Annotated in this window: 22 protein-coding genes; 14 read left to right on the forward strand and 8 right to left on the reverse strand. The window is 64.6% G+C overall.

Annotation, left to right across the window (positions count from 1 at the left end):
* The coding region (locus AC5RV1_RS08340; protein ID WP_493994167.1) for a 13E12 repeat family protein at window positions 1-703 on the reverse strand (703 nt) is incomplete at its 3' end.
* 414 nt (window positions 704-1,117) lie between these two features.
* Complete coding sequence (locus tag AC5RV1_RS08345) at window positions 1,118-3,133, reverse strand: beta-galactosidase (RefSeq protein ID WP_493994168.1); 2,016 nt, start codon at window positions 3,131-3,133, stop codon at window positions 1,118-1,120.
* 177 nt (window positions 3,134-3,310) lie between these two features.
* Between AC5RV1_RS08345 and AC5RV1_RS08350 the strand changes: the two genes are divergently transcribed.
* From AC5RV1_RS08350 to AC5RV1_RS08370, 5 genes are all read left to right on the forward strand, one after another.
* On the forward strand, window positions 3,311-4,603 hold the full coding sequence (locus tag AC5RV1_RS08350) for an ABC transporter substrate-binding protein (RefSeq protein ID WP_493994169.1): 1,293 nt from the start codon (window positions 3,311-3,313) through the stop codon (window positions 4,601-4,603).
* A gap of 31 nt (window positions 4,604-4,634) precedes the next feature.
* Window positions 4,635-5,588, forward strand: coding sequence for a carbohydrate ABC transporter permease (locus AC5RV1_RS08355; RefSeq protein ID WP_493947162.1), 954 nt, complete (start codon window positions 4,635-4,637; stop codon window positions 5,586-5,588).
* Window positions 5,585-6,502, forward strand: a complete 918-nt coding sequence (locus AC5RV1_RS08360) for a carbohydrate ABC transporter permease (protein ID WP_493994170.1) — start codon at window positions 5,585-5,587, stop codon at window positions 6,500-6,502. Before AC5RV1_RS08355 ends, AC5RV1_RS08360 begins: the two co-directional genes overlap by 4 nt.
* A gap of 22 nt (window positions 6,503-6,524) precedes the next feature.
* Complete coding sequence (locus AC5RV1_RS08365) at window positions 6,525-7,154, forward strand: Poxvirus protein I5 (RefSeq protein WP_493947160.1); 630 nt, start codon at window positions 6,525-6,527, stop codon at window positions 7,152-7,154.
* A gap of 103 nt (window positions 7,155-7,257) precedes the next feature.
* Window positions 7,258-8,517 (forward strand): MFS transporter, encoded by a 1,260-nt coding sequence (locus tag AC5RV1_RS08370; protein ID WP_493994171.1) that lies wholly within the window; start codon window positions 7,258-7,260, stop codon window positions 8,515-8,517.
* A gap of 26 nt (window positions 8,518-8,543) precedes the next feature.
* Here AC5RV1_RS08370 and AC5RV1_RS08375 read toward each other — a convergent pair whose 3' ends face one another.
* Both AC5RV1_RS08375 and AC5RV1_RS08380 read right to left on the reverse strand, forming a co-directional pair.
* Window positions 8,544-11,864 (reverse strand): family 78 glycoside hydrolase catalytic domain, encoded by a 3,321-nt coding sequence (locus tag AC5RV1_RS08375; protein ID WP_493994172.1) that lies wholly within the window; start codon window positions 11,862-11,864, stop codon window positions 8,544-8,546.
* The gene (locus tag AC5RV1_RS08380) at window positions 11,865-13,133 is read right to left on the reverse strand and encodes a Gfo/Idh/MocA family protein (RefSeq protein ID WP_493994173.1); all 1,269 of its coding nucleotides are present in this window, start codon (window positions 13,131-13,133) and stop codon (window positions 11,865-11,867) included.
* Window positions 13,134-13,369: 236 nt separating this feature from the next.
* Here AC5RV1_RS08380 and AC5RV1_RS08385 point away from each other — a divergent pair, with 236 nt between their 5' ends.
* From AC5RV1_RS08385 to AC5RV1_RS08410, 6 genes are all read left to right on the forward strand, one after another.
* Window positions 13,370-14,053 carry a YesL family protein gene (locus AC5RV1_RS08385; protein ID WP_493947156.1) on the forward strand — a complete coding sequence of 228 codons (684 nt, stop codon included), beginning with the start codon at window positions 13,370-13,372 and terminating at the stop codon, window positions 14,051-14,053.
* A 98-nt stretch (window positions 14,054-14,151) separates the two neighbouring features.
* Window positions 14,152-15,681 (forward strand): extracellular solute-binding protein, encoded by a 1,530-nt coding sequence (locus AC5RV1_RS08390; RefSeq protein WP_493947155.1) that lies wholly within the window; start codon window positions 14,152-14,154, stop codon window positions 15,679-15,681.
* Window positions 15,682-16,656, forward strand: a complete 975-nt coding sequence (locus tag AC5RV1_RS08395) for an ABC transporter permease (RefSeq protein WP_493994174.1) — start codon at window positions 15,682-15,684, stop codon at window positions 16,654-16,656.
* Between the two features lie 2 nt (window positions 16,657-16,658).
* Complete coding sequence (locus AC5RV1_RS08400; protein WP_461172442.1) at window positions 16,659-17,531, forward strand: carbohydrate ABC transporter permease; 873 nt, start codon at window positions 16,659-16,661, stop codon at window positions 17,529-17,531.
* A gap of 29 nt (window positions 17,532-17,560) precedes the next feature.
* On the forward strand, window positions 17,561-18,250 hold the full coding sequence (locus tag AC5RV1_RS08405) for a rhamnogalacturonan acetylesterase (protein ID WP_493994228.1): 690 nt from the start codon (window positions 17,561-17,563) through the stop codon (window positions 18,248-18,250).
* A 27-nt stretch (window positions 18,251-18,277) separates the two neighbouring features.
* Window positions 18,278-18,922 (forward strand): DUF1961 family protein, encoded by a 645-nt coding sequence (locus AC5RV1_RS08410; protein ID WP_493994175.1) that lies wholly within the window; start codon window positions 18,278-18,280, stop codon window positions 18,920-18,922.
* A 12-nt stretch (window positions 18,923-18,934) separates the two neighbouring features.
* Here AC5RV1_RS08410 and AC5RV1_RS08415 read toward each other — a convergent pair whose 3' ends face one another.
* The 3 genes from AC5RV1_RS08415 to AC5RV1_RS08425 form a co-directional block, all read right to left on the reverse strand.
* Window positions 18,935-19,630, reverse strand: coding sequence for an alpha/beta hydrolase (locus AC5RV1_RS08415; protein ID WP_493994176.1), 696 nt, complete (start codon window positions 19,628-19,630; stop codon window positions 18,935-18,937).
* Window positions 19,631-19,767: 137 nt separating this feature from the next.
* On the reverse strand, window positions 19,768-19,977 hold the full coding sequence (locus AC5RV1_RS08420) for a hypothetical protein (RefSeq protein WP_458781085.1): 210 nt from the start codon (window positions 19,975-19,977) through the stop codon (window positions 19,768-19,770).
* Window positions 19,978-20,054: 77 nt separating this feature from the next.
* Entirely contained in the window at window positions 20,055-20,669 is a 615-nt protein-coding gene (locus tag AC5RV1_RS08425) for an AAA family ATPase (RefSeq protein WP_493947150.1), read from the reverse strand.
* A gap of 133 nt (window positions 20,670-20,802) precedes the next feature.
* Between AC5RV1_RS08425 and AC5RV1_RS08430 the strand changes: the two genes are divergently transcribed.
* Window positions 20,803-21,177: a DUF7793 family protein gene (locus AC5RV1_RS08430; protein ID WP_493947149.1), complete on the forward strand. Its 375-nt coding sequence runs from the start codon at window positions 20,803-20,805 to the stop codon at window positions 21,175-21,177.
* Window positions 21,178-21,198: 21 nt separating this feature from the next.
* Here the strand turns inward: AC5RV1_RS08430 and AC5RV1_RS08435 are convergent, their stop codons facing one another.
* Window positions 21,199-22,221, reverse strand: coding sequence for a LacI family DNA-binding transcriptional regulator (locus tag AC5RV1_RS08435; RefSeq protein ID WP_493947148.1), 1,023 nt, complete (start codon window positions 22,219-22,221; stop codon window positions 21,199-21,201).
* A gap of 150 nt (window positions 22,222-22,371) precedes the next feature.
* Here AC5RV1_RS08435 and AC5RV1_RS08440 point away from each other — a divergent pair, with 150 nt between their 5' ends.
* Entirely contained in the window at window positions 22,372-22,719 is a 348-nt protein-coding gene (locus tag AC5RV1_RS08440; protein ID WP_493947147.1) for an L-rhamnose mutarotase, read from the forward strand.
* 99 nt (window positions 22,720-22,818) lie between these two features.
* A complete protein-coding gene (gene rhaI / locus AC5RV1_RS08445) occupies window positions 22,819-23,985 on the forward strand; it encodes an L-rhamnose isomerase (RefSeq protein ID WP_493994177.1) in 1,167 nt (388 codons plus the stop codon).
* Window positions 23,986-23,987: the final 2 nt, after the last annotated feature.

A 23,987-nucleotide genomic window follows, 5' to 3' on the forward strand; every position in this document is an offset into this window, starting at 1 on the left:
TGCGGTCGGTCATCACAAGCTGGATCTCGACCCCGTTGATCCCGCCCGGGGTGCCGGTGACGCGTTCGACGAGGGCGTCGGCCATGATCGCGCCCTTAGGACGTTCATCGCCAGAAGACTTAAGTGCGTCGGCATCGCGGGTGAGGGCTGCGTAGGCGGCGACGCCCTGCGCGACCGGAACCAGTGCCGTCAGGTAAGCCATGGTGTCGGGCGCAGGGCGCAGGCTGACGGTTCGCTCTGGGACGGTATGGGAAGCCCGCTTCGCGACAGACCGGGGGTCCCGCCGGTACGCTGCGGCACGGACGGCGGAAACGATGGCGCGGTCCCCACACCCGTCAAGGGTGCCGGTGTCCGCGGCGAGCTCGTCGTCCACGGCCTGCCGGTCCTCGACCGACAAGCATACGGTTTCCTTCACCAGCAGCGTGGTCCGCCACTCATTCAGGCGCCCAGACCGGAAAGCCTCAAACGTGCGGGGCATCTCCCTCAGTGCCTTGGCCAGGCCCAGCAGCCGGCCTCCCCGCGCCGGGGACTCCCGCCGCGCTAACGCCACTTGGGTACCGACCCCGGCACCCAGCTCCTGGGCAGGGACCCCGGCAGCGGCCTGCTCCCGCCGTTGGTGCAGGTCAAAAGCAACAGTGATCTCGGCCTGCCGCGCCGCCGCCAAGACCTTCACATCCTCAAACTGGCGAATCTGATCAATCATGCCCGCACCATCAGCACAAATCGGCACGGCGGCCAGGGCCTCCCGGATAACGGCAACGGATGGGACAACAGGATGGGCGTCCCCTAGTCCGGCTCGCGGCGGGACAGCGGAAGGGGCCTCCCCAAGAACGGCAACCGACGGTACGCCAACGTTCCTCGCCCCGCTTACTTCTGCCAACTCCTGAACCGCTTCCATGAACAAAGTCTTCCAGCAGGGTCTGACAAAAACTGCTGATAAAAGCTGTATGTGGAAAACGCGGCGGCAGCAACGCGCCAAGCCGCAAACAGCGAAGCGTTCCCGTGGTGCGGTGCCCAGCCGCAATAAGGTGCGACGGGGCGCCAAGGGAGGCGCCGCCGTCGTACGCACGTCAAGCCTCAGGGCGCCGCGCTGAAGCGGCGCCCTGATAAATGGAGGTCAGTCCTCCGCTACCACCACAACACTGCCTGCAGGCACAACCCCGTCGAACGGCTGGCCGGAGAGCAGATCAACGCCGGCGGCCTGGACAGCCCCGGACGTCCGCGAGTGGTTGATGGCGAACAGGAAGCTGCGGCCATCGGCAGAACGCCGGCGCGTCAACTCCACCCCGGGATCGGCCGTTGTAACGGGCCCAATGCCTGACTCCTCGAGCAACCGGTCCACGACCGCCTCGATGCCGTCCCGATCCGGGAACGTGGCGAGGTACCACGCGGCCCCTTCACCCACCGCCCGCCGGGTCAGGGACGGTATGCCCTCCAGTGGATACTCCGTGAAAGTCTGGACCGCTTCGGCGCCCGTCAGGTGGACGTGCTCGCTCCAGATAGAAGAGACGCTGCCGTCGCTCAATTTCAGCTGCCCGCCCGCCAGCAGGGGATGGAACTCCTCCACGCGCACGCCCAGCAGTTCGCGGAATGCACCCGGGTAGCCGCCCAGCCGCACGTGGTCCTTGTCGTCCACAATCCCGCTGAAGTAGCTCACCAGAACTGTGGCACCGGCAGAGGCGGCAGCAGCAATATTGGCTGCGGCTTCGTCGGTGACCGAGTACAGGGTGCACACCAGGACAAGGTCGTAACCCTCAAGCGACGCCGACGGGTGCACCATGTCCACGGACACTCCCCGCAGGAAAAGCGACCGGTGGAAGGCCCGCAGCAGGTCCAGGTACTTCACATCCTGGCTGGGCTTGGAGTCGATTTCGCCCGCCCACCAGGCCTCGTAGTCGAACACAATAGCCACGCGTGATTCCACCCGCGAACCACGCACCGGAGCCAGTCGCTTCAGGGCCGCACCCAGGTCAACCACCTCGCGCCACACGCGCGTGTCCCGGCCCCCATGCGGCACCATCGCAGAGTGGAACTTCTCCGAGCCGGCGAAGCTCTGCCGCCACTGGAAAAACATCACAGCGTCAGCGCCCCGCGCCACGTGGGCCAGCGAGTTGCGCAGCATTTCACCGGGCATCTTGGGCTGGTTGCGCGGCTGCCAGTTGACGGCCGACGTCGAATGTTCCATCAGGATCCACGGGTCACCTCCCGCAATGCCGCGGGTAAGGTCAGCGCTGAAAGCGAGTTCGATCTGCCGTTCGGGATCGGCCGCAACAAGGTAGTGATCGTTGGCGATGACATCCAGGTCCTTGGCCCAGTCGAAGTAGTCCATCGACTTCGTGGCGCTGGATGCCATCAGGTTGGTGGTGCACGGCACCCCGGGAGTGACCTCGCGCAGGACGGCAACGAGGTCCCGGTAGTAGTCCATCAACGCCCAGGAGTTGAAGCGCTGGAAGTCCAGCTGCTGGCCCGGGTTCAACGTCGAAGGCGCAACGCCCGGCGGCAGGATTTCCGCGAACGAGGCATAGTTCTGGGACCAGAACGCCGTACCCCAGGCAGCGTTCAGGGCATCGATGCTCCCGTACCGCCGCTCAAGCCAGAGCCGGAAGGCTGCCGCGTCTTCTTCACCATAAAACTCCGAGACGTGGCAGCCCAACTCGTTGTCCACATGCCAGAGGGCAAGGGCCGGATGGTCCTTGTATCGCTCCGCCAGCACCCGCGTGATGCCGGTCGCGTAGCGGCGGTAAACGGCCGACGACGGCGTGTAGTGCCGCCGCGAGCCCAGTCCCAGCACGGTTCCGTCCGCCGTGACAGGCAGGATTTCCGGGTGCTTGCGTACCAGCCAGGCAGGGGGAGCGGCCGTCGCAGTTGCCAGGGCTACCTTGACGCCGATTCCCGCCAGGTTGTCCAGCACCTCGTCCAGCCAGTCGAAGCGGTACTTGCCCTCTTCCGGCTCCAGCAGGGCCCAGGAGAAGATCCCCACGCTGAGGAAGCTCACCCCCGCTTCCTGCATCAGCTCCAGGTCCTCCAGCCGGACGCTGACCGGCCACTGTTCGGGGTTGTAGTCGCCGCCGTACGCAATACCTTCGATGTTGTTCCAGACGCTGGCCGGGCTTGGGGTTTCCTGCAAAGTCATGGGACTCCTTTGTCTGCTGGGAAGATGGAACTGGCTCGAAAACCAGATCTTTGGAAAACGCTTGCCCATTTCCGGGAATGCCGATATTGTATCGTTTCAGAAGCCGTGTAAGCCAGCTCACTACTCACGTTGTAGGGTGAGCGACTGGGATTGCACACATCGAGCAAGGAGGCTCTCATGATTAACAGAAGGCATTTCCTCACCACCGTAGCCGTCGGCACCGCATCTGCCGCCGCTCTGGCGGCCTGTGGAACAGGCTCCAGCACCAGCGCCGGAGAAACCGGCTCCGCCGAGAACCCCGTGACCATCAACTACACCTGGTGGGGCAACGACGACCGCGCCGAGCGTACCCGCAAGGCGATCGCCCTGTTCGAGTCGAAAAACCCGGACATCAAGGTCAACGGCAACTTCACCGACTTCGCCGGCTACTGGCAGAAGCGTGCCACCGAAGCAGCCGGCGGCGGCCTGCCGGACGTGATGCAGTGGGACCTCTCCTACCTGCGCGACTACGGCCAGCGCAACCAGCTCCTGGACCTGGGCACCGTGAACATCAACACCGACGCCTTTGATAAGTCCCTCCTGCCTTCAGGCCAGATCAGGGGCAAGACCTACGGCATCCCCACCAGCACCAACGCCTTCGCCGTCTATTACGATCCCGCCAAGCTGGGGTCCCTGGGCATCGCGGAGCCCACCGGTAAGTGGAGCTACAAGGAATTCAACGACTTCCTGACCGAGGTTGGCACCAAGAGCAACAGCGCGATCTTCGGCTCCACCGACTACACCGGTGTTTGGTGGATGTTCAACATCTGGCTGCGCCAGAACAACATCGAGGCCTTCACCGAAGACGGCAAGCTCGGCTTCACCAAGGACGACATGAAGAAGTGGTGGAACACGACGGCGGGCCTGCGCGGCACCCCGGCCATCATCACCGAAGAGCGCGTCACCCAGTTGGCCCCGAAGTCTCCCTTCGGCTCAAACGTCACCGCCACCGAAGTCACTTGGGACAACTTCATGGCCGGCTACCTCGCGGACAGCGGCGCCAAGGAACTCAAGCTGGTCCCGCCGCCCTCGGACGACGCGGACAACCTGGGCCTGTTCCTCAAGCCCTCCATGCTCATGGTTGCCAGCGCCAAGACGAAGTTCAAGGATGCCGCTGCCCGCTTCATCGACTTTATGGTCAACGATCCCGAGGTTGGCCAAATCTTCAAGACCTCCCGCGGTGTTCCGGCGTCGAAGACCCAGCGCGACGGCACCACCTTCGAAGGCACCGACAAGCTCGTGGTGGATTACGAAAAGTCCATCGAGCAGTACCTCAAGGACGCTCCCGAGCCGCCCATCGTGGGCTTCGGTACCCTCGAGGCTTCCTTCAAGCGCGTCAGCTCGGACCTGAACTACGGCAAGCTGACCATCGACGGCGCAGCCGACGCATGGTTCAAGGAAGCCGAAGACCTCATCAAGCAGAACGCCTGATTCAGGCTTTCACAACTGACGGATTGAACTCGTGACTCAAAGCCCAACATTGAGCAGGCGTTCGGCACAGTCCGACTCCCCGCTGCCGCGCAAGTCGCGGCAGCGCGGGGCGGATGCCCGCGCCGGCTACACCTTCCTGCTGCCCTGGCTGCTGGGATTCATCGCCCTCACTGTTGGGCCCATGATTTCCTCGCTCTACCTGTCCTTCACCAACTACAATCTGTTCGATCCGCCCAAGTGGATCGGCCTGGACAACTACACCACCCTCTTCCAGGACGAACGGTTCCTGCAGTCGGTGGGCGTCACCGTCGGTTACGTGGTTTTCGGTACCCCGCTCAAGCTCGCCGCAGCACTGGCAGTGGCGATGCTGCTGAACAGCAAGCGCCGCGGCCAGGGTTTCTACCGCTCAGCGTTCTACGCCCCGTCCCTGATCGGCGCGTCCGTTTCCATCGCCATCGTCTGGAAAGCCATGTTCGGCGATTCCGGCCCGGTGGACCAGGGCCTGTCCTTCTTCGGAATCAACATCGGCGGCTGGGTGGGCAACCCTTCCATGACCATGCCCATGTTCATCCTGCTGACCGTCTGGCAGTTCGGCGCCCCGATGGTGATCTTCCTCGCCGGCTTGAAGCAGATCCCGGCCGATCTCTACGAAGCCGCATCCATGGATGGCGCTGGCCCGGTGCGGAAGTTCTTCAACATCACCTGGCCCATGCTTTCCCCGGTGATCTTCTTCAACCTGCTGATGGAAACCATCCACGCGTTCCAGATTTTCGCCTCGGCCTACATCATCTCCAACGGTGAAGGCGGCCCTGCCGGCTCCACCCTCTTCTACACCCTCTACCTGTACCTGCGGGGCTTCAGCGACTTCCGGATGGGCTACGCTTCGGCGATGGCCTGGCTGCTGGTGATCGTCGTCGGCATCATTACCCTGATCTTCTTCCGCACGTCCAAGTCCTGGGTCCACTACAGCGGTGATGCAAAATGACAACCACGGCAACTCCCACCCAGTCCGCCCCGGACGCACAGGTGCTGAATTACAACCCCAAGTCAGAATCGGCAGGGGCCAAGCGCGCCAAGAGCACCCTCTTCCACGCGGTGGCCCTCGCCCTGACGGCCGTGGTCCTGTACCCGGGTTTGTGGATGATCGCCTCCTCGTTCAAGCCGAATGCCGAGATTGGCGGAGCGAACACGTCGCTGTGGTCCAACAACTTCAGCTTCAACAACTTCGTCACCGCGATGGAAGGCATCGGTGGCGTGTCCACGCTGCAGTTCTTCACCAACTCGCTGATCCTGGCTATTGGTGCAGTGGTGGGAACCGTCCTCTCGGCCAGCGTGTCAGCGTACGCTTTCGCCAGGATCAAGTTCCCGGGCCGCAGCGTCTTCTTTGGCATGATGATCGCAACCCTGCTCCTGCCGTTCCACGTGGTGATCATCCCGCAGTACATCGTGTTCCAGCAGCTTGGCCTGGTGGATACCTACGTGCCGCTGCTGATCGGCAAGTTCCTGGCCGCTGACGCGTTCTTCGTGTTCCTGATGGTCCAGTTCATGCGCAACCTGCCAGGCGAGCTGGACGAGGCCGCCAGGATCGACGGCGCCGGCCACGTCCGGATCTTCACCTCCATCATGTTGCCCCTGATGAAGCCGGCCCTGATCTCCACGTCGATCTTCTCCTTCATCTGGAGCTGGAACGACTTCCTGGGCCCGCTGCTCTACTTGAACACCCCGGACAAGTACCCGCTGCCCCTGGCTTTGCGACTGTTCGTGGACCAGACCCAGAGCTCGGACTACGGTGCAATGATCGCCATGTCCGTCCTGGCCCTGCTGCCGGTGCTGATCTTCTTCCTGGTCTTCCAGCGGTACATTGTTGAAGGCGTCTCCACCCAGGGCCTCAAGGGCTGACGCCCGGAAGCCGATACAGAAAATGAGCGTCATGGACAGCACCACACCCGCCCCCAACCACCACGAGCCCGTCCCGGTCAACCGCTTCGCGTTGTTCTCCGAGACCCTCCTGGCCGGGGTGCTGGTGCTGGTGCTGTCCATTCCGCTGGTGACGATCCCCGCCGCCTATGCGGCGGGGATCGCCCATCTGGAACGGCACCTCTCCGGCCGGGACGATTCCGTCCGCGGCCTGTGGGGCACGTTCACGGCTGCCCTGCCGGGCAGCTGGAGGCTAGGAATCACGACGGCGGCAGCCGCCGTCGTGATTGTCCTTAACCTTTTGCTCGCTTGGGTAGGGCAGCTGCCGGGCCGGGAAGTGGTGCTGCCGGCAACCCTGATCCTGGCTGCTGCCGCAGCCATTGTGCTCCTCCGCACCGCCGCCGCGTGGTCCGACTTCACCGGCTCCCGCGCCGACGCCCGCAGCGCCTGGCGCTCCTCGCTCGAGACTGGCCAGGCCCTGTCGCTAAAGGACTGGACTGGGTCCCTCCTGCTGGCCGCCGCGCTCTTCGGGGCCGTGGTGTTTGTCTGGATGCTGGCAGCACTGTTCGTGGTGGTTCCCGGCACCCTGATCCTCGCCGCTGCTGCGGTCAAACTGCGCTCCACCCGCTCCTGAATTATCAGGCCCCTCAGTACTGAGTTCCACCAGCGGCGGGCAACTCCCGCAAGCTGCAAACATTTCCCGGTTCTGCCCGTCACTAATGTGAGTTGAGTCCGACGTGTCTTCCGACCGCCAGCGTTCCGAACAGTCCCTCCGCTCGACGAAGAGCCAGCCTCCTTGGTACCAGCCCCTCAAGCAGCGCAACTACAGGCTCTTCCTGGTCCTGGTGTTCACCGGCAGTGTAGGGGTATGGATGCAACGGCTGGCCCAGGACTGGCTGGTGCTGCAGCTCACCGGCAGCCCGGCCGCCGTAGGTGTGGCGGTGGCACTGCAGTTCCTGCCAATGCTGATCGTGGGACCCCTCAGCGGCTTGCTGGTGGACATGTTTCCCAAGCGCCGGATCATGATGGTCTGCCAGGCCGTCATAGCCTTCCTGGCCCTGGCCCTGGCCGTGTGGGCCGCGACTGGAACCGTCACCGTCTGGGCCGTCTACGCCAGTTGCGTAGCGCTTGGCGTAACGTCGGCCATCAACCAGCCCGCCAGCCAGGTGTTCGTCAACGAAGTAGTGGGCGACGCCGCACTCAGGCCGGCAATCGGCATCAACAATGCCATCGGCCAGCTTGGCGCCATGGCCGGGCCTGCGCTGGCTGGAATCGTCATTGCACAAGTGGGATCGGCCGCAGCGTTCGCCGCGAACTCACTGCTGTGCCTGCTGGTGCTTTGCCTGATCGCCGCTATCCGGCCGGCCGAGCTGCACCCGAGCATCCCTGCGGAACGGGGGAGGGGCCAGCTCCTGGCCGGGTTCCGCTACGTCCGGGAACGGCCTTCGCTGCTGCTGGTCATTGCCTTGGCCGGACTCCTGGGGATGTTCGGCATGAACGGGCCCGTGGTGCTGGCCGCCTTTGCCGAACGGGTATGGCACAACGGCGTTGAAGGGTTCGGGCTGTTCAACACCGTCAGTGCCATCGGAGCACTGGCCGGTGCGTTGCTCGCCGCCCGCCTCCGGAGCCTGGGCCGGAAGGGGATCGTGCTGGCTGCAGGCCTCTTCGGCTTCTCCCAGCTGGTGGCGGCCCTGATGCCCACCCTCATCCTCTTCGTTGTCATGCTGGTGGTGGTGGGCCTGATGACCTTGCTGTTCCTGACCAGTGCCGCCACCGCCGTGCAGCTGGAGGCCGGCCCGGAGATCCGCGGCAGGGTGATGGCTTTGTACCTGCCACTGCTGCTGGGAGGACATGCCCTGGGCGGCCTGCTGGCCGGCTGGCTGACCGAGCAGTTCGGCGTACGGCTCGGACTCGTGACCACCGGTGCGCTGGGCATGCTGTCCGCAGCAGTGATCGGTGTGCTGCTCTGGCTCAACGCCCGGAAACAAAGGGGCTAGGGGCCCGGCCCACTCAAGCGGAGGAATCAGCTGCCGGGCGTGAACGTCCAGTTCCCGGCGTGCACCCTGAAATCCCTTCTAGGATGCGCGGCCCGGGCGTTCCAGGCGTCAGCAGCCCCGCCTTCCGCAGTGGAAAGAACGACGGCGGCATCCGGCGTCGGTCCCTTGATTCCGTAGGTGCCGGCCGGCAGCCGGACGACCGCAGTAACGCCGGCCGGGACGGTGCATTCCAGGCGCACCAGCCCGCTGTCCCGGCTCCAGCTGACTTCCACGTCGCCGTTGCCTCCCGGAACGGTGCCGCGGGCATGCTCCAGCCGGCACAGCGGCGGTTCGATCAGGAGTTCACGGCCGCCGGCCGAGGCGTAGCGGACGCCGAGCAGGTGCTCGAGGATCTCTTTGACCACGGAGGCGGACCAAGCATGTGACTGGCTGTAGTCCGTGCCTTCCGCCAGGTCCCAGGCCTCCCAGGTGAAGGTTGCGCCGCGCTCCAGGAGCCGCGCCCATCCGGGCTGGTCCTTGTTCGTGAGCAGGTCCAGGACGGCATCGGCGAGGCCTTGGGACAGCAGCGCCCGGACCAACCGGTGCACCGTCAGGGGTCCCTGCCGCATGCCCATGCCGGCGATTCGCAGGGCATCAGCCCTGGCGTGCTCAGTGCCGGTGATCCCCAACGACAGCGGGAACGAGGTGGCGTGCTGGGAGGCGTGGGAGCTGGGTGTGCCGTCGGCGAGGAGGCCGTCCACCATCACACCGTCCACGCGGAGGCGGGTACGGATGGCCCCTGCCAGGGTGCGGGCCCGCCGGGCGTACTCAACAGCGGTATCCTCCTGCCCGGCAAGGGCACAGAGCCGGGACGTTGAGATGAGGGCGGAGTAGGCCTGGGAATTGACGGTGGTCTTGGCGGCGCAGTCCATGTCGTAGCCGAAGCGGCCCGGGGCCGGCCAGTCCACGATGCCGTGGAGGTACGGGCCGGAGCCGCCACCCAGTTGGGTGACCAGTCCCGCCGTCGGGCCTTCTGCCGGGATGTACCGCAAGGCGTAGTCCGCCGTGTCACGGAGATGCGGCAGCAGCTCCCTGACCAATGCCAGGTCACCGGTCCGGCGGTGGTACTCCTCGGCCCACTCCGGGATCATCAGCGAGAAATCGGGGATGTCCCGTTTTCCGTCCCCGTTGGGGTAGACGGCGTTGTAGCGGCCTTTGTCTGATCCGTCGGTCCAGTAGCGGGCAGCCGACCAGCCGAACTCCCGTAGAGCCTGGGCGGTGTAGGCGCGTTCGCCGAAGAGGGCCATGGTGGCATAGGAGATATTGACGGCGTCGGCCAGGAACTGGCCCTTCTCCCGGGTGGGCGTGTCCACGAACTGCTCCTGCACTCCGTAGAGCGCCGAATCCCGCAGCAGCCGGAATACGTCATTCAGCGTGGCATCGGAACTGCTGAACGTACCCTCGCCGGGGTGCCGGCCGTGGACCACCACGGCACCGACCCTGGACAGGTCCGCGGCGTCCACGCCGGGCAGCTCAAGGTACCGGAAGCCCAGGTGCACCGTAGCCCGGTACTGCTGCGGCCCCGCGGCCTGGGTGTAGGGGAAGGACATGTCGGTGTTCTGGCTGGCGGTCTTGCCGGTGTCCACCCTGCCGTCGGCGCAAAGGACGTAACCCGCCCGGATCATGAGGGTACGGCCGGGGATGCCGTTGAGGAAGTCCACCTCGGGGCGGCCGGGAATGACCTGGCCGAAGTCCGCCACCAGCGTTCCGTCGTCGGCGGTCAGGAACGCCTGCGGCGCCGCGAACTCTTCCGCCAGCACCGTCCGCCGCGGATGCAGGGCCGGGAACTCAGGGCAAGGGTGGCTGCCGTAGCTCAAGGCGGGCGGCATCTGTTCGACGGCGGGCAGGGCAGCTGCGGCCAGGCCGTCCAGATGCTCCACGGGGTCGCCCTCGTCATTGCGGTAGCCCGACTGGCGGTAGGGCGCCTCGGATGCCAGCCAGTCCGGGCCTGACGCAAAGACCTCGCGCCGGCCGTCAGCATAGTCAACACTGATGCGGACCAGCAGCCCGGGGAGGCCGGCGGCGCGGCCCTGCCCGGGTCCGTACCAGTGCAGCAGCGCTGTCAGCGGCACCTCTACGTCCTGCGGCCGTGCCGAGGTGCCCGCCGTGCCGTCCGAAAGCCCGGTGAGCAGTCCGGTGACGTCCGCGGCGTCGTAATACCCTTCGCCCGGGTAGCCAAAGGACGTGGTGCTGAGGCATTTGGTGCCGCCCAGGGAGAGCTCTGCGTGATGGTTCGCCGCCATAAAGAGACGGGCCCTGGCCACCGTGCCTGTGAGCCTGATGGTGCTGCTGAACAGCGTCCACTCGTCCGGCTGGCGGCGTGCCGTGGTGCCGGCCCAGTGGGCGAGGTTAGCGCGGGCAAGATCGGTGCCGGCGCCGAACTGATGGTCGAGCAGCAGGTCGCCGGGTTTTCCGTTGGAGGTGTCTGTGACGTGAAGCGACAAATATTCCGCCTGGCTGCGGGGCCCCTGGTGAAGGGCCAGCCGGCCCTGCGCGCCGGGAGCTGCCGGCTCCTTCCAGGCCAGGAGTTCGATGCCGTCCACGGCCACAGTAATGGCGTCGCCGTCGTCCGTGACGTCCAGGTCCCGCCACCCGGTGGTCGCCGGGCTGGCCTGGGAACTGGCCAGGACCTCGGTGGCGGGGGCCGAATATATGGGAATTTCCCACTCGGCGGCCCGGCGAAGCACCAGGCCGCCGCCGGCATCGAGTTCCAGCAGCAGCCCCGTCCCGGGGCCGGAGCTCCGGACGATGACACCGGCCCCGCCCATCATTGGCCTCACGCGCGCCCGCAGCCGAAAAGCGCGAAGCGGAGGGCATGGGATGGGCAGGAAGGGTGTGCCGGCTACGCGCAGCGCCCCGTCCAGGACCTCCAGCGGAGCGTGGCCACCCGGAGCGCGGTGCACCCAGTCTGCTCCCCACCCGGCGTCCGAGAGGCCGGTGCTGAACTGCTGCGGTTTCGACCAGGCTCCCGGCAGGCCCGCCGCGTCCCACACCCGGACCCGCCACACATAGTCCGCGTCGTCGTCGAGCGCTGGTCCCTTATAGGCAGCAGAGACGGGGCAGTCGGAAGCAACCTGGCCCGAATTCCACACCCGGGACCCTGCGGCGTCCTGCACCACGATCTCGTAGCCGGTGTGCATGGCACGGGACGGATCCGATTCCTCGGGCTGTACGAGCTGCCAGCTGAACGAGGGGCGTGCTCCCGCCGTAAGACAGGGGAAGAGCCCGTCCGTCAGCAGGCGGTTGGCCTGCAGCTGCCCGCGCGCAATCACGGAAATTACCGGCTTTGCAGCTGGGGTGCGGGGCATTCAGGAAACCGGCAGGGTGAAGACGTGCGGGGCGGTACCGGCCCAAGGGAGCCCGAGTTCGCTAAAGGTGGCGTGCTGCCCGGCGGCGCGTTCCAGGGCATCCTCGATGCCGAGAAGCACAGCGTGCGCCGCATCTCCCTCGCCCTCCCACCGGAGGTATGCCTCGTCGATGGGGGCCGGCAGCGGAGCGGTCCGGATAGCTTCCAGGACGAGCATAAAAGCGCCGCTGTCCAGGAGCGGGCTGATGAGCGGTGCTCCGCTGTTGCGGTGGACCAGCAGGTTTTCGGTCAGGTCATCCCGGCCGAAGACTTCCTCGGAGCGGCCCTCGGCAGTTTCCACCGTGAGCCGGTCCTCCGTGTAGTGGAAGACGGCGGTGCCCTTCGAGCCTTGCAGGGTCACGTAGGGTTCCACGGATTCGGCGGCGCACAGTGTCAGTGCGCAGGTGATGGGCAGCCCCGAGCTGGTGCGGATCCGGATCACCGAGGTGTCATCGGACTCGATGTCGTTTGCACGGTAAAGCTCGGTCTCAATCGAAGCGATGTCCGCAGTAGTGCGTGCTCCCGCAATCCGAAGGGCTGTTGCCACCGCATGCGCAAGGGGGTTGGTGGCCACGCCGTCCACCACGTCCACACCGTCGATGGTGCGTTTGCCGGCCCAGCGTGACCGCTTGTAGTAGGCCCGGTCCCGCACCCAGCGGCCGGTTGCCGAGATACCCTCCAGCCTGCCAATGGTTCCGTCGGCGAGCAGCTTCCCGATCGCCTGCAGTGCGTGGGAACCCAGGCTCTGGAAGCCGATCTGGACGCTGCGCCCATAGGCTTCGGCAGCGTCGCAAAGCTTGGTGAAGTCCGCGAGTGACGCGACCGGCGGCTTCTCCAGATAGAGGTCGGCGGCGGTGGCCAGTGCTGCGAGGCCCAGCGGGGCATGGGTCTGGATGGGGGTGGCGACAATGATGAGGTCAAGCCCGCCGGTCTCCGAAAGCAATTCAGCCAGCCCAGGAAAAACGTGCGTCGTTGCGGGGACCGAACCCGGCTCAGGGGGATTGGGGTCAGCAACGGCAACAAGGTCGACGACGCCGGCCGCCTGGAGGCGCTCAAGGTTCCGCAAGTGGTGGGTGCCGAAGCCGTGGACACCTACCAGCGCCACCCTGGAAGCACGGCTGCCGGACTGCTCCGCCCCAGGCTCGCCGGCTGGCTGCGCGCTGGCTCCCGCGGAGGTAGTGAGGTCCCGGGGCTGGTGGGTCCCGGCGACGGTGCCGGCTGGCGTTCCCATGGTGCTCCATTCCGCCCGGACAGGGCATGAGTTCCTGCAAGCGCATGATGGCAAGCGCTTTCCGCCTTCCAGTGTGCGCCACGCGCAGGCTTGCCGTCCACTTATGTAACGATTCAAAAACTAGCTTGACCCGCCCATGGCAGGGGTCTAGATTTTCGAGAAACCGATTACTTACGTGACGTGGACCACTCCGGTCTTCGTTTCTGCAACGATAGAGAACCGAAGGGAGCCGTGCCATGTCAACGTCGTCGTGGAGCGCCCGGGCATACTCGTTCTTTGACACACTCCTTTGGGTCGCTTGCCTGAACATGCTGTGGCTCGCCTTCACCGTCCTGGGCCTTGGTGTCCTGGGTGCGGGGCCTGCCACCGCAGCAGCGCAAATCCTGGTCCGCAAGAGGGCCAAGGGTGACGCCGCGCGCCTGCTGCCCGGCTTTGCCCACGAGTACCGCCGCAATCTTGTCCGCGGCAACGCCCTGGCCCTCCCCGTCATGGGGGTGGCCGTGGCCCTCGCCATGAACTGGAACTACTTTTCCGGCTCGGATGGACTGTTGTCCCAGTTGGCAGCCGCTGCAACCTTTGTCGGAGCCATCTTCGTTGCCGGCGCGGTGTGCTACCTGTTCCCCATGTTTGCCCGGTACCACCTTCCCCTGCCCCAGTACTTCCTGATGTCGTCACGCTTCGCCCTCCGCCACCTCGCGGGCACAGTCATTCTGCTGTTCGTCTCTGCAGCCGTGGCCTATGCGAGCGGTGCCGTCCCAGGCCTGATCCCGTTCTTCAGCATCGGAGCCTGGCTGTTCCTGACCGGGTGGCTGTGTGACCGCTTCTTTACCGCCAACGATGACTCCATGGCCGCCGCCTATGAGCAATTGCAGGCCGCTGCCAGCGGTCTGCAGCATAACCAGGCGCTGACAGCGCGCTGAGCGCACGGCCCTAAACATAAAACTGACCTCCTGCTGCCCGGGCTCATCGCTGCGCGGTGACAGCAAAACCGACCCCGAAGAAGTGGAAAAGGAACAAAATGATCCGCAGAAGAATGTCCCTGGCCGCCGCCGTCGTTACCGCTACGGCGCTCACCCTGACGGCCTGCGGCGGAGGTGAAACCCAGTCCGCAGACCTCTCCACAGTGAACGTCATGGCTCCCTTCCTTGAAGCGCAGCCGCCTTCCGCCGACGGCGCCGTCCAGAAGAAGCTCGAGGAGCTGGCTGGCAAGGACGTCAATATCACGTGGGCCCCCAACGCCTCCTACGAGGACAAAACCAACATCACCCTGGCATCCTCCGAGATCCCGCACGTGATGGTCATCCAGGGTAAAACGCCCGGTTTCGTCAAGAACGCCGAAGCCGGTGCCTTCTGGGACCTGACGGACAAGCTGGCTGAATACCCGAATTTGAAGACCACCTTCCCGGACATCCAGCAAAACGCGAGCATCAACGGCAAGGTCTATGGCGTTTACCGCGGCCGCGCCCCCATGCGTGCTGCCGTGATGTTCCGGCAGGACTGGCTGGACAAGTTGGGGCTTGAGGCTCCCAAGACCACGGCGGACCTGTACGAGGTAGCCAAGGCATTCACCGAAAAGGATCCGGACGGCAACGGCCAGAATGACACCTGGGGCATCACCATCCCCAAGTGGGGCGCCCTGGGAACCAACAGCCCGTACGACTTCATCGAGACCTGGTACGGCGCGGGCAACCGCTGGACCGAAAAGGACGGGAAACTGATCCCGAGCTTTGAGACCGAGGAATTCCTGGAAGCCAACCGGTTCGTCAAGAAGATGGTGGACGAGAAGCTCATCAACCCGGACTTTGCCACGTTCGACCCCACCAAGTGGAACGAGCCGTTCCTGAACGGCAAGGGCGGCATCATTGTCGACGTCGACTCCCGGGTGAGCGTCCTCATCAACCTGTTCAAGCAGGCAGACCCGAACAACTTCGACAACAAGGTGGGCTTCGTCGGCAACCTTGAAGGCCCGGACGGCGAGCTAAACGCCCACCCTACCGACGGCTACTCCGGCTTCCTGGCGATCCCCAAGTCCAGCGTCAGGACCGAGGCTGAATTGAAGACCGTGCTGGAGTTCCTGAACACCATGAACGGCAAGGACGTGGCCGTGCTGCTCAACAACGGCATCGAAGGCGTGAACTTCACGCTGGAGGATGGCAAGGCTGCCACCATCAAACCTGAAACCGAGGAAGCCAAAGCCGTCAACACGGACATCAAGAGCTACGCACAGCTCGGCATGAACGTTGCCGGAAACACCTTCTACCCGGTGAAGCAGGCCAGCGAGTACGAACAGCAGGTCTTCGACAAGCGCACCGAAGTGATGGCCGAAGACCTGAAGAGCGCCGTCTACAATCCGGCCGCCCCGTACGTGTCCGCCACCTATGTTTCCAAGGGTGCGCAGCTGGACAACATCGTTGCCGATGCCCGCATCAAGTACCTCGCCGGCCAGATCGACGAGCAGGGCCTGAAGGACGCCATTAAGCTGTGGAACACCAGCGGTGGCGACAAGGTCAAGGAAGAGATCAACAAGCTCTGGCAGGACAACAAGTAAATGACAGCCCCTGTCATTGCCACCAAAGCCGGGGAGCGGGCGCAGCCTCCTGCGTCCGCCCCCCGGAAGCGGGGAAGGTTCTCCGTCCACTTCGCGCACTACAAGTGGCTGTACCTGCTGCTGCTGCCCGGCGTGGTGTACTTTGCCATCTTCCGTTACGGGCCCATGTACGGGGTCAGCATTGCTTTCAAGGACTATGTTCCGTTCCTGGGCGTCAACGGCAGCCCGTGGGTGGGGTTCCAGCACTTCCGGGACTTCTTCTCCAACCCGGACTTCCCGCGGCTGCTGGGCAACACCCTGATCCTGGCGTTCCTGAACCTTGGCATCGCGTTCCCGCTGACCATCGTCCTGGCACTGCTGCTGAATGAAGTCCGGCTCTCGATCCTCAAGCGCACCGTCCAGACCCTCGTGTATATCCCGCACTTTTTGTCCTGGACCATCGTTGCCTCGTTGAGCTTCCTGCTCTTTGCCCTGGACTTCGGCCCGCTGTTCCTGTTCCTGAACTCGGTGATGGGAACGAACATCGATTTCCTGTCGGATCCCAACTGGTTCCGTCCCCTGATTGTGTTGCAGGAGATCTGGAAGAACACCGGCTGGGGAACCATCATCTTCCTCGCCGCGCTCGCCACCGTTGACCAGGACCAGTACGAGGCCGCGATCATCGACGGCGCCGGCCGGTTCCGCCGCGTCTGGCACATCACGCTTCCCGGCATCCGGTCCACCATCATCGTGATGCTGATCCTGGCCATCGGGCAGATGCTCAACACCGGCTTCGAGCAGATCTACCTGATGACCAACGCCCTGAACCGCTCCGCGGCCGACGTGTTCGATACCTACGTGTACTTTGTCGGCATCACGCAGGGCGCCTACAGCTACTCCACCGCCGTCGGGCTCTTCAAATCCCTGGTGGGCCTCGTGCTGATCTTCGGCACCAACGCCCTGGCCAAACGCTTCAACCAGAGCGGACTGTTCTAGCCATGAAAATCCACAACACCACCGGCGGGCGGATCTTCGACGCTGCCAATTACGTGTTCCTGTCCCTGGTCGGCATCATCACCTTGCTGCCGTTCATCTACGTGATGGCCGGATCCTTCGCCACCGAAGCGGAAATCACCCGGCGTGCGTTCTTCGTCTGGCCGGAGCAGTTCACCCTGGGCTCCTACGAGTACATTTTCTCCACACCTGCGTTCACCAGGGCGCTGGTCACCACTGTCCTGGTCACAGCCGTCGGCACCCTGATCCAGCTCGCATTCACCGTGACCATGGCCTACCCGCTGGCCAAACGCACCCTCCGCGGGCGCAAGGTCATCCTGTCCCTTGTGGTTTTCGCCATGGTGTTCTCCGGCGGCATGATCCCCACCTTCCTGCTGGTCAAGGACCTGGGCCTGCTGAACTCCTACTGGGCCCTGATCCTGCCCGCGGCGATCAACCCGTTCAGCCTGATCATCATCAAGAACTTCTTCCAGGAACTCCCGCAGGAGCTGGAGGAATCGGCCAAGATGGACGGCGCCACCGAGATCGGGATCCTCTGGCGGATCCTGCTCCCGCTGTCCAAGCCCGTCCTGGCCACGTTCGCGCTGTTCTACGCCGTGGGCATCTGGAACGACTTCATGTCGCCGCTGCTCTACCTCTCGGATAACTCCAAATGGACCCTGCAGATGTACCTGCGCCAGGTCACGGCAGCATCGGACCTCCTGGGCACCGGCAACGTGGATCCTGCCTACATCCCGCCGGAGCAGGGCATCAAGTTCGCCGTCATCGTGGTGGCAACCCTGCCCATCCTGATCTTTTACCCGTTCCTGCAAAAGCACTTTGCCAAAGGCATGCTGATCGGTTCCGTCAAGGGCTGATGCACCAAGAGAAAGCACTAAAGCACACCATGAAAGTCCTGCTTGCCGGAGATTCCACGGTCGCCAACTGCCCCACGCACGAGTACCCCATGAGCGGCTGGGGAGCCAAACTGCCCCCGCATATTTACACCTGGGCTGCCGTGCACAATTTCGCCAAGGGCGGCGCCAGCACTGAGTCCTTCCGGGAGGAGGGGCTCTGGGGCCAGCTTCTGGCGGAGGCAGCCCATGGCGACCTGGTGCTGATCCAGTTCGGCCATAACGACCAAAAGAAGCCGCACCTGGCGGCACGTACGGGTTATGCCGCCAACCTGCAAAGGATGGTGGCCGAGGTCCGGGCCCTGGGGGCGCTGCCCGTGCTGTGCACATCGGTGGAGCGGCGGCACTTCCTGGCTGGCCCGTCGTCGGACGCTTCCTTGGAGGAGAGCCTCGAGGATTATCCGGAAGTGGTGCGGGAGATCGGCATGGAGCTGGGGCTGCCGGTCATCGACCTCAACTCGTGGACCCGCGCGCTGTACGTGCGGCTGGGGCGGGAGGAGTCGGCATCCCTCTTCTGCCACTTCGCACCGGGTGAACATGCGTACTGGCCCGACGGGCTGACGGACAACACACACTTCTCCCAGCAGGGTGCAGCCGTGGTGGCAGAGCACGTTGCGGGGCAGCTTCAGGAGTTGGGGCTGGCCCCGTTGGGTTTGGCACGTACGACGGCGGGGCGCGGCTAGGTGGGAGCGGCCGGCCTGGGAACGAAGGTGCTTTACAGCAACCCGCTCAACGGTCCCGGGGACGTGGCGGACTGGGTAGGCGAAGGGCCCGTGAGCCTGGGCAGCCGCGAAGGGGCCCTGGAGCTGTCCGGCTCGCTGGATGACGAGGAGTTCGGGGACCACGCGCACTGGACGTTCTGGTGCCCGGAGGAGTTTCCCGACGGCATCCGGGTCAGCTGGGAGTTCCTCCCCCTTGAGGAACCGGGGCTGGCCATGGTGTTTTTCGCTGCGAACGGGCATGGCGGGCGGGATCTGTTCTCCCCTGAACTCACGCCGCGGACCGGCTACTACGCGCAGTACCACTCGGGGGACATGGACGCCCTGCACGTCTCGTATTTCCGGCACAAGTACCAGTCGGAGCGGGCTTTCCGGACCTGCAACCTCCGCAAGAGCGCCGGCTTCGAGCTGGTGGCCCAGGGCGCGGACCCATTGCCGCCAACAGAGGACGCCGTGGATTTCTACCGAATGGAAGTTGTGAAGGACGGCCGGAACGTGGCCTTTTCCATCAACGGGCTGCCGCTCCTTGACTGGCAGGATCCATCGGACACGGTGCTGGGCGGAGGCTACTTGGGGTTCAGGCAGATGGCACCGCTCCGCGCCGCCTACCGCAACCTTGTGGTGGAAAAGGTTTAGCGTCCAGTTTCGTTACTTTTGCCAGGCCAGCCAGTCGATGGCTTCCTGGGCAATGGCTGCGGGTACCGTGTGCGGGCCCGGGAACTCCCGGTAGGTGACGTCGTAGTCTTCGGCCTGAAGTGCGGGCACCAGCCGGCGGCTGGTGCGCTCAATCGGCAGGACGGCGTCACTGTCTCCGTGGGAAACGAAGACCCTGGGTTTGCCGTTGCGCGGGACGGGCGGGACAAACCCCGGGGAGAAGGCGATCACCCGGGAAAAGAGGTCGCCATTGGCCAGGCCCATAGCCAGGGAGTAGGAAGCGCCGTCTGAAAAGCCACCCACACCGATGCGGTTCGGGTCCACGAAGACCTGTTTGAAAACTCGCTCCATGGCCCGGTTGATCACCTGGACGTCGGGGCCGAGGGGACCCCGGACGCCGTCCCAGGTTGAGCCATGCGAAGCCGGTGCCGCCAGGACGATTTTGTGTGTTTCGGCAAAGGCGGACAGCAGTGATAATCCTCCCGCGGCCTCACCCCCTGCGCCGTGCAGCAGGAGGATAAGCGGGGCCGGCTGGCCGGGCCGCAGCCCGGACGGGACGTAGAGCAAGGTGTCCCGGACAGCCTCCAGCCCCAGGCCCTGCTGGCCCGGGGCAGGTGCTTGCCGCGGCTTGCTTCCCGGCCTGGCACTCAGGGCAGCAAAGTTCAGGGTTGATTCTTTGGGACGGTCCATTTCTTCTCCCGAACAGGCTGAGAGCGCTGCGGCCATTGCCAATGCTCCCGCGCCAACCAGGAAGCTGCGTCGCGTGGGGCCGCCGTTCCCTCGTTCACCCAGCAGGGCGGAGGCCCTTACCTTTCAGGTCAATACACCTAGGCGATGGCTTCCAGCGACAGTTCCTCCACCGCCGACTGAAGGGCATCCAGGTCGAACCACGCGACAGGAAGTACGTCATGGATAAAGGCATCAAAATCGAAGGGATGGCAGTGCCCGCCGTGGTTCCAGTAGAGGATCCAGAGATCGATCAGGCCAAGGTCCTTGCGCTGCAGCAGGTGTCTGGCTCTGTGCCGCAGGTCATCCATAACCAATCCTTGCTTCTGCTACCCCCACCCCACAAGAGCAGTAAGTGTGTTTGGCGCAAAGGATTTCCGGTGTGGTCTCACAAGGGCAGGGAGGCAGGAGATTCCAAGGCATTGGCGATGACCCGCTGCAGCTGCAGGGCACTGTTTTTGGTGGATCCGCCCGCATCAACCACAGTGAATCCGGGGTACCAAGGCAGCTCCGTGTAGGCCTTCCGGAACCTCTGGAGATCCTCAAGGCTTTCCTGGTCCTCGCCCCGAAGGGCAATGCGTTCGTACGCCTGCTCAGCCGGGATGTCGAAGTAGACCACAGCCTGGGCCTTCGGCAGCTTTCCCAGCAGGGCTTCCAGCATCCGGTGGCGGCGGATGCCCCGGGTTTTCCGCAGGGCCAGCTGGCAGTACAGATGCCGGTCCATGATGACCAGGCCGTCAAAGCGCCGGGCACGCAGGTGATTGAGCACAACGTTGAAGACCCGCACAGCGGTTTCGAGAATATCCGCGACCTGCACGGGCAGGGGTACAGCGAAGCGCCGGGCCAGGCCGGCGATGGTTTTCCTCCCCGAGTAGTTGCCGAGCACCAGCACCGGCGTGCCGGGCAGAAGGTCCGCCACCTCGCGCGCGGCAGTGGATTTGCCGGCACCATCAATGCCCAGCACGACAATGAGGGCCGATGGTCGTCTCACGCGAAGTGTCATGTCTCTTTCATACAGGGGCGCACTGTGCCTGCGGTTCGGGAAGCCTGTGGGAAGGCTGTGAAAGCAGAAGGCAGCGCCGCCAGGTCAAAGTTGGAGCAGAATAGGGGAGTCTGCACTGGGAGGGAGACTTGGCATGGAGCCTCTAATGGTTGATGGTGGCAAAGGCACGGTGGAGTTGCGTTCCGACGGTGTCATCCACCTTATCTGGGAGCCGCAGGTCCGCATAGAACAACATGACGCCCAGGCAGCGATGGCGGCCGTCAACGCGATAGCAGGGGACAAGACATACCCGATGCTCGTGGACATGGCCACCACCGAAAATGTCACCAGGACGGCGCGTTCGGTGTTTTCCATCCCCTGTGCCGCCAACCGGATCGCGCTGCTCGGCTCCAGTCCGGTGGACCGGATCCTGGCGAACTTCTTCCTGGGCGTCCACGTCCCGCCCTGCCCCACCCGCTTCTTTACCTCCAGGACTGAATCCATGGCCTGGCTGCTGCAGGCCGGGTAATCGTTCCGGTGCAGAGGCCGGTCAGTCAGCGGACGCGCCCCCGGTGCTCTGACGCACCACCAGTTCCGGGGTGAAGACGACTGCGCGGTGCCTCGCGTGCTGGGCTTCAACCTCTTCCGCCAGGAGTTCGATGGCCGTCCTGCCCAGGGCCTCGGTTGGCTGCCGGATGGAGGAGAGGGGCACCACGGCGGAGACTGCGAAGTCGATGTCGTCATAGCCGATCAGTGCGATGTCCTCCGGGATCCGGTAGGTGTGCGTCATGGTGAGTGACTGCATAACGCCGAGCGCCAAGAGGTCGTTGGCGCAGAAGATCCCGTCGGGTAGCCCGCGGCGGTCCCGTTCCACCAGCATGTTGCCGACGCTGCGGCCGGCCAGGACAGTCTGGCCTTCCGAGACCAGCACCTCAAGCGTGGCGTCCGGTTCTTCCTTCACTGCCCGCTGGGCTCCCTGGAGGCGGTCAGCCACCTGGCGGATGGACGTGGAGCCACCCACAAAGGCCAGCCGACGGCGGCCGGTGTCCAGCAGGTGCCTGGCAGCCAGGTAGCCGCCGGCGTCGTCGTCAACGGCCACGGAGGAGAACTTCTCCTCGTCAGCCAGCCGGTCCACGAGGACCGTGGGCACGCCGCGCTCGCGGAGGAGGTCCAGCCGCTCGGTCACGTCGCCCACGGGCGAAATGAGCAGCCCCTGGACGCGCTGCTCCTGGAACAGGTCGATGTAATTGGCCTCACGGCCGGCGTCGTGGCCGCTGTCGCCCAGCAGCACGGCGCTGCCTTGGAGGGCGGCCGCATCCTCGGCGGCGCGCACCACGGAGGTGAAGAAGGGGTTTCCCACGTCCAGGACGATGAGCCCGATGGTGCGGCTGTGTCCGGCGCGGAGCTGGCGTGCCGCATCATTGCGGACGAAACCTAGTTCATCAATGGCACGCAGTACCCGTTCCTTGGTCCGCTGCGAGACTCTGTCCGGGTAGTTCAGCACATTCGAAACAGTGCCCACCGCCACACTGGCGTGGTTGGCTACGTCCTTGATGCTGGCTGAGCGGTTCATGATTCTCCGTGCTGGTGGGCCGAGTGCAGATGCCTCCCGGTCTTGGTGAGGAACAGGTCCCGGAATGCTTGACACCTGCTCACGTTCAAGAGTACTTTGAATCGTAACAATGAAACGATTCAAAGATCTGCAAGTTCAGGAGAGTTCCAAATGAGGGTGTGCTTCCGTTCCTCGGTCCAGCCGGCGCTGATCGACGAATACCGGCGGCGGCACGCTGCCGTGTGGCCGGAGATGCTCCGGGCCCTCAAGGATTCCGGTTGGAACAACTACTCGCTTTTCCTCGGCGAGGACGGACTCCTGATCGGTTACCTGGAGTGCGACGACTTCGACGCAGCCCGGGCCCGCATGGCCCTCGCGGACGTAAACGCCCGCTGGCAGGCGGAAATGGCCAAGCTTTTCGAAGACACGGACCAGGCTCCCGATGAGGGGTTCCAGGTACTTGAGGAAGTCTTCAACCTCGACAGCCAGCTCGCGGCGGCAGAATCCGCTGCACGCTGACAGTGCAGGCCAGGCACTGTGCGCTCCAGCAGCGGGGCCACGCCGGACACTGCAACACCAACCAGACCACAGCAAGACCAGACACCGGAAAGAACCATCATGAATGACGTAGCAACGGCGCTGGGCAGGCTCGAGGAGCTTGCCATCGAGGTCCCCTCGTGGGCTTATGGAAATTCCGGTACGCGGTTCAAGGTGTTCGGCACGCCCGGCACCCCGCGCACCGTGCAGGAAAAGCTTGCGGATGCGGCGAAGGTCCACGAACTGACCGGCCTGGCTCCCACCGTTGCGCTGCACATCCCATGGGACAAGGTTGATGACTACGCCGCCCTGAAGGAGTACGCGGCAGGGCTGGGTGTTGGTTTGGGCACGATCAACTCCAACACGTTCCAGGATGATGAGTACAAGTTCGGTTCCCTGACCTCGTCCAACGAGACGGTCCGGCGCCGGGCCATCGACCACCACCTGGACTGCATCGAGATTATGCACGCCACGGGCTCGAAGGACCTGAAGATCTGGCTGGCGGACGGCACCAACTACCCGGGCCAGGACGACATCCGCGGCCGCCAGGACCGCCTCGCCGAGTCCCTGCAGGAGATCTACGCCGCCCTGGGCGACGAGCAGCGCCTGGTTCTCGAGTACAAGTTCTTCGAGCCGGCTTTCTACCACACCGATGTTCCGGACTGGGGCACCTCCTACGCCCAGACCCTCGCGCTGGGCGAGAAGGCGTTCGTCTGCCTGGACACCGGCCACCACGCCCCGGGCACGAACATCGAGTTCATCGTGATGCAGCTGCTGCGCCTGGGCAAGCTGGGCTCCTTCGACTTCAACTCCCGCTTCTACGCCGACGACGACCTCATTGTGGGTGCCGCGGACCCGTTCCAGCTGTTCCGCATCATGTACGAGGTGATCCGTGGCGGCGGCTACGGCAAGGATTCCGGTGTTGCGCTGATGCTGGACCAGTGCCACAACCTGGAGGAAAAGATCCCGGGCCAGATCCGGTCGGTCCTGAACGTGCAGGAAATGACGGCCCGGGCGCTGCTGGTGGATACCGCAGCCCTGGCCGAGGCACAGCGCGCCGGGGATGTCCTGGCCGCCAATGGCATCTTCAACGATGCGTTCTACACCGACGTCCGGCCGGTCCTGGCCGAGTGGCGTGAATCCCGCGGCCTGCCCGCGGACCCGATGGCCGCGTTCAAGGCCAGCGGTTACCAGAAGAAGATCAATGAGGACCGCGTAGGCGGCCAGCAAGCCGGATGGGGCGCGTAGAA

It is taken from the genome of Arthrobacter sp. Hb9-2 (genome assembly GCF_059091165.1).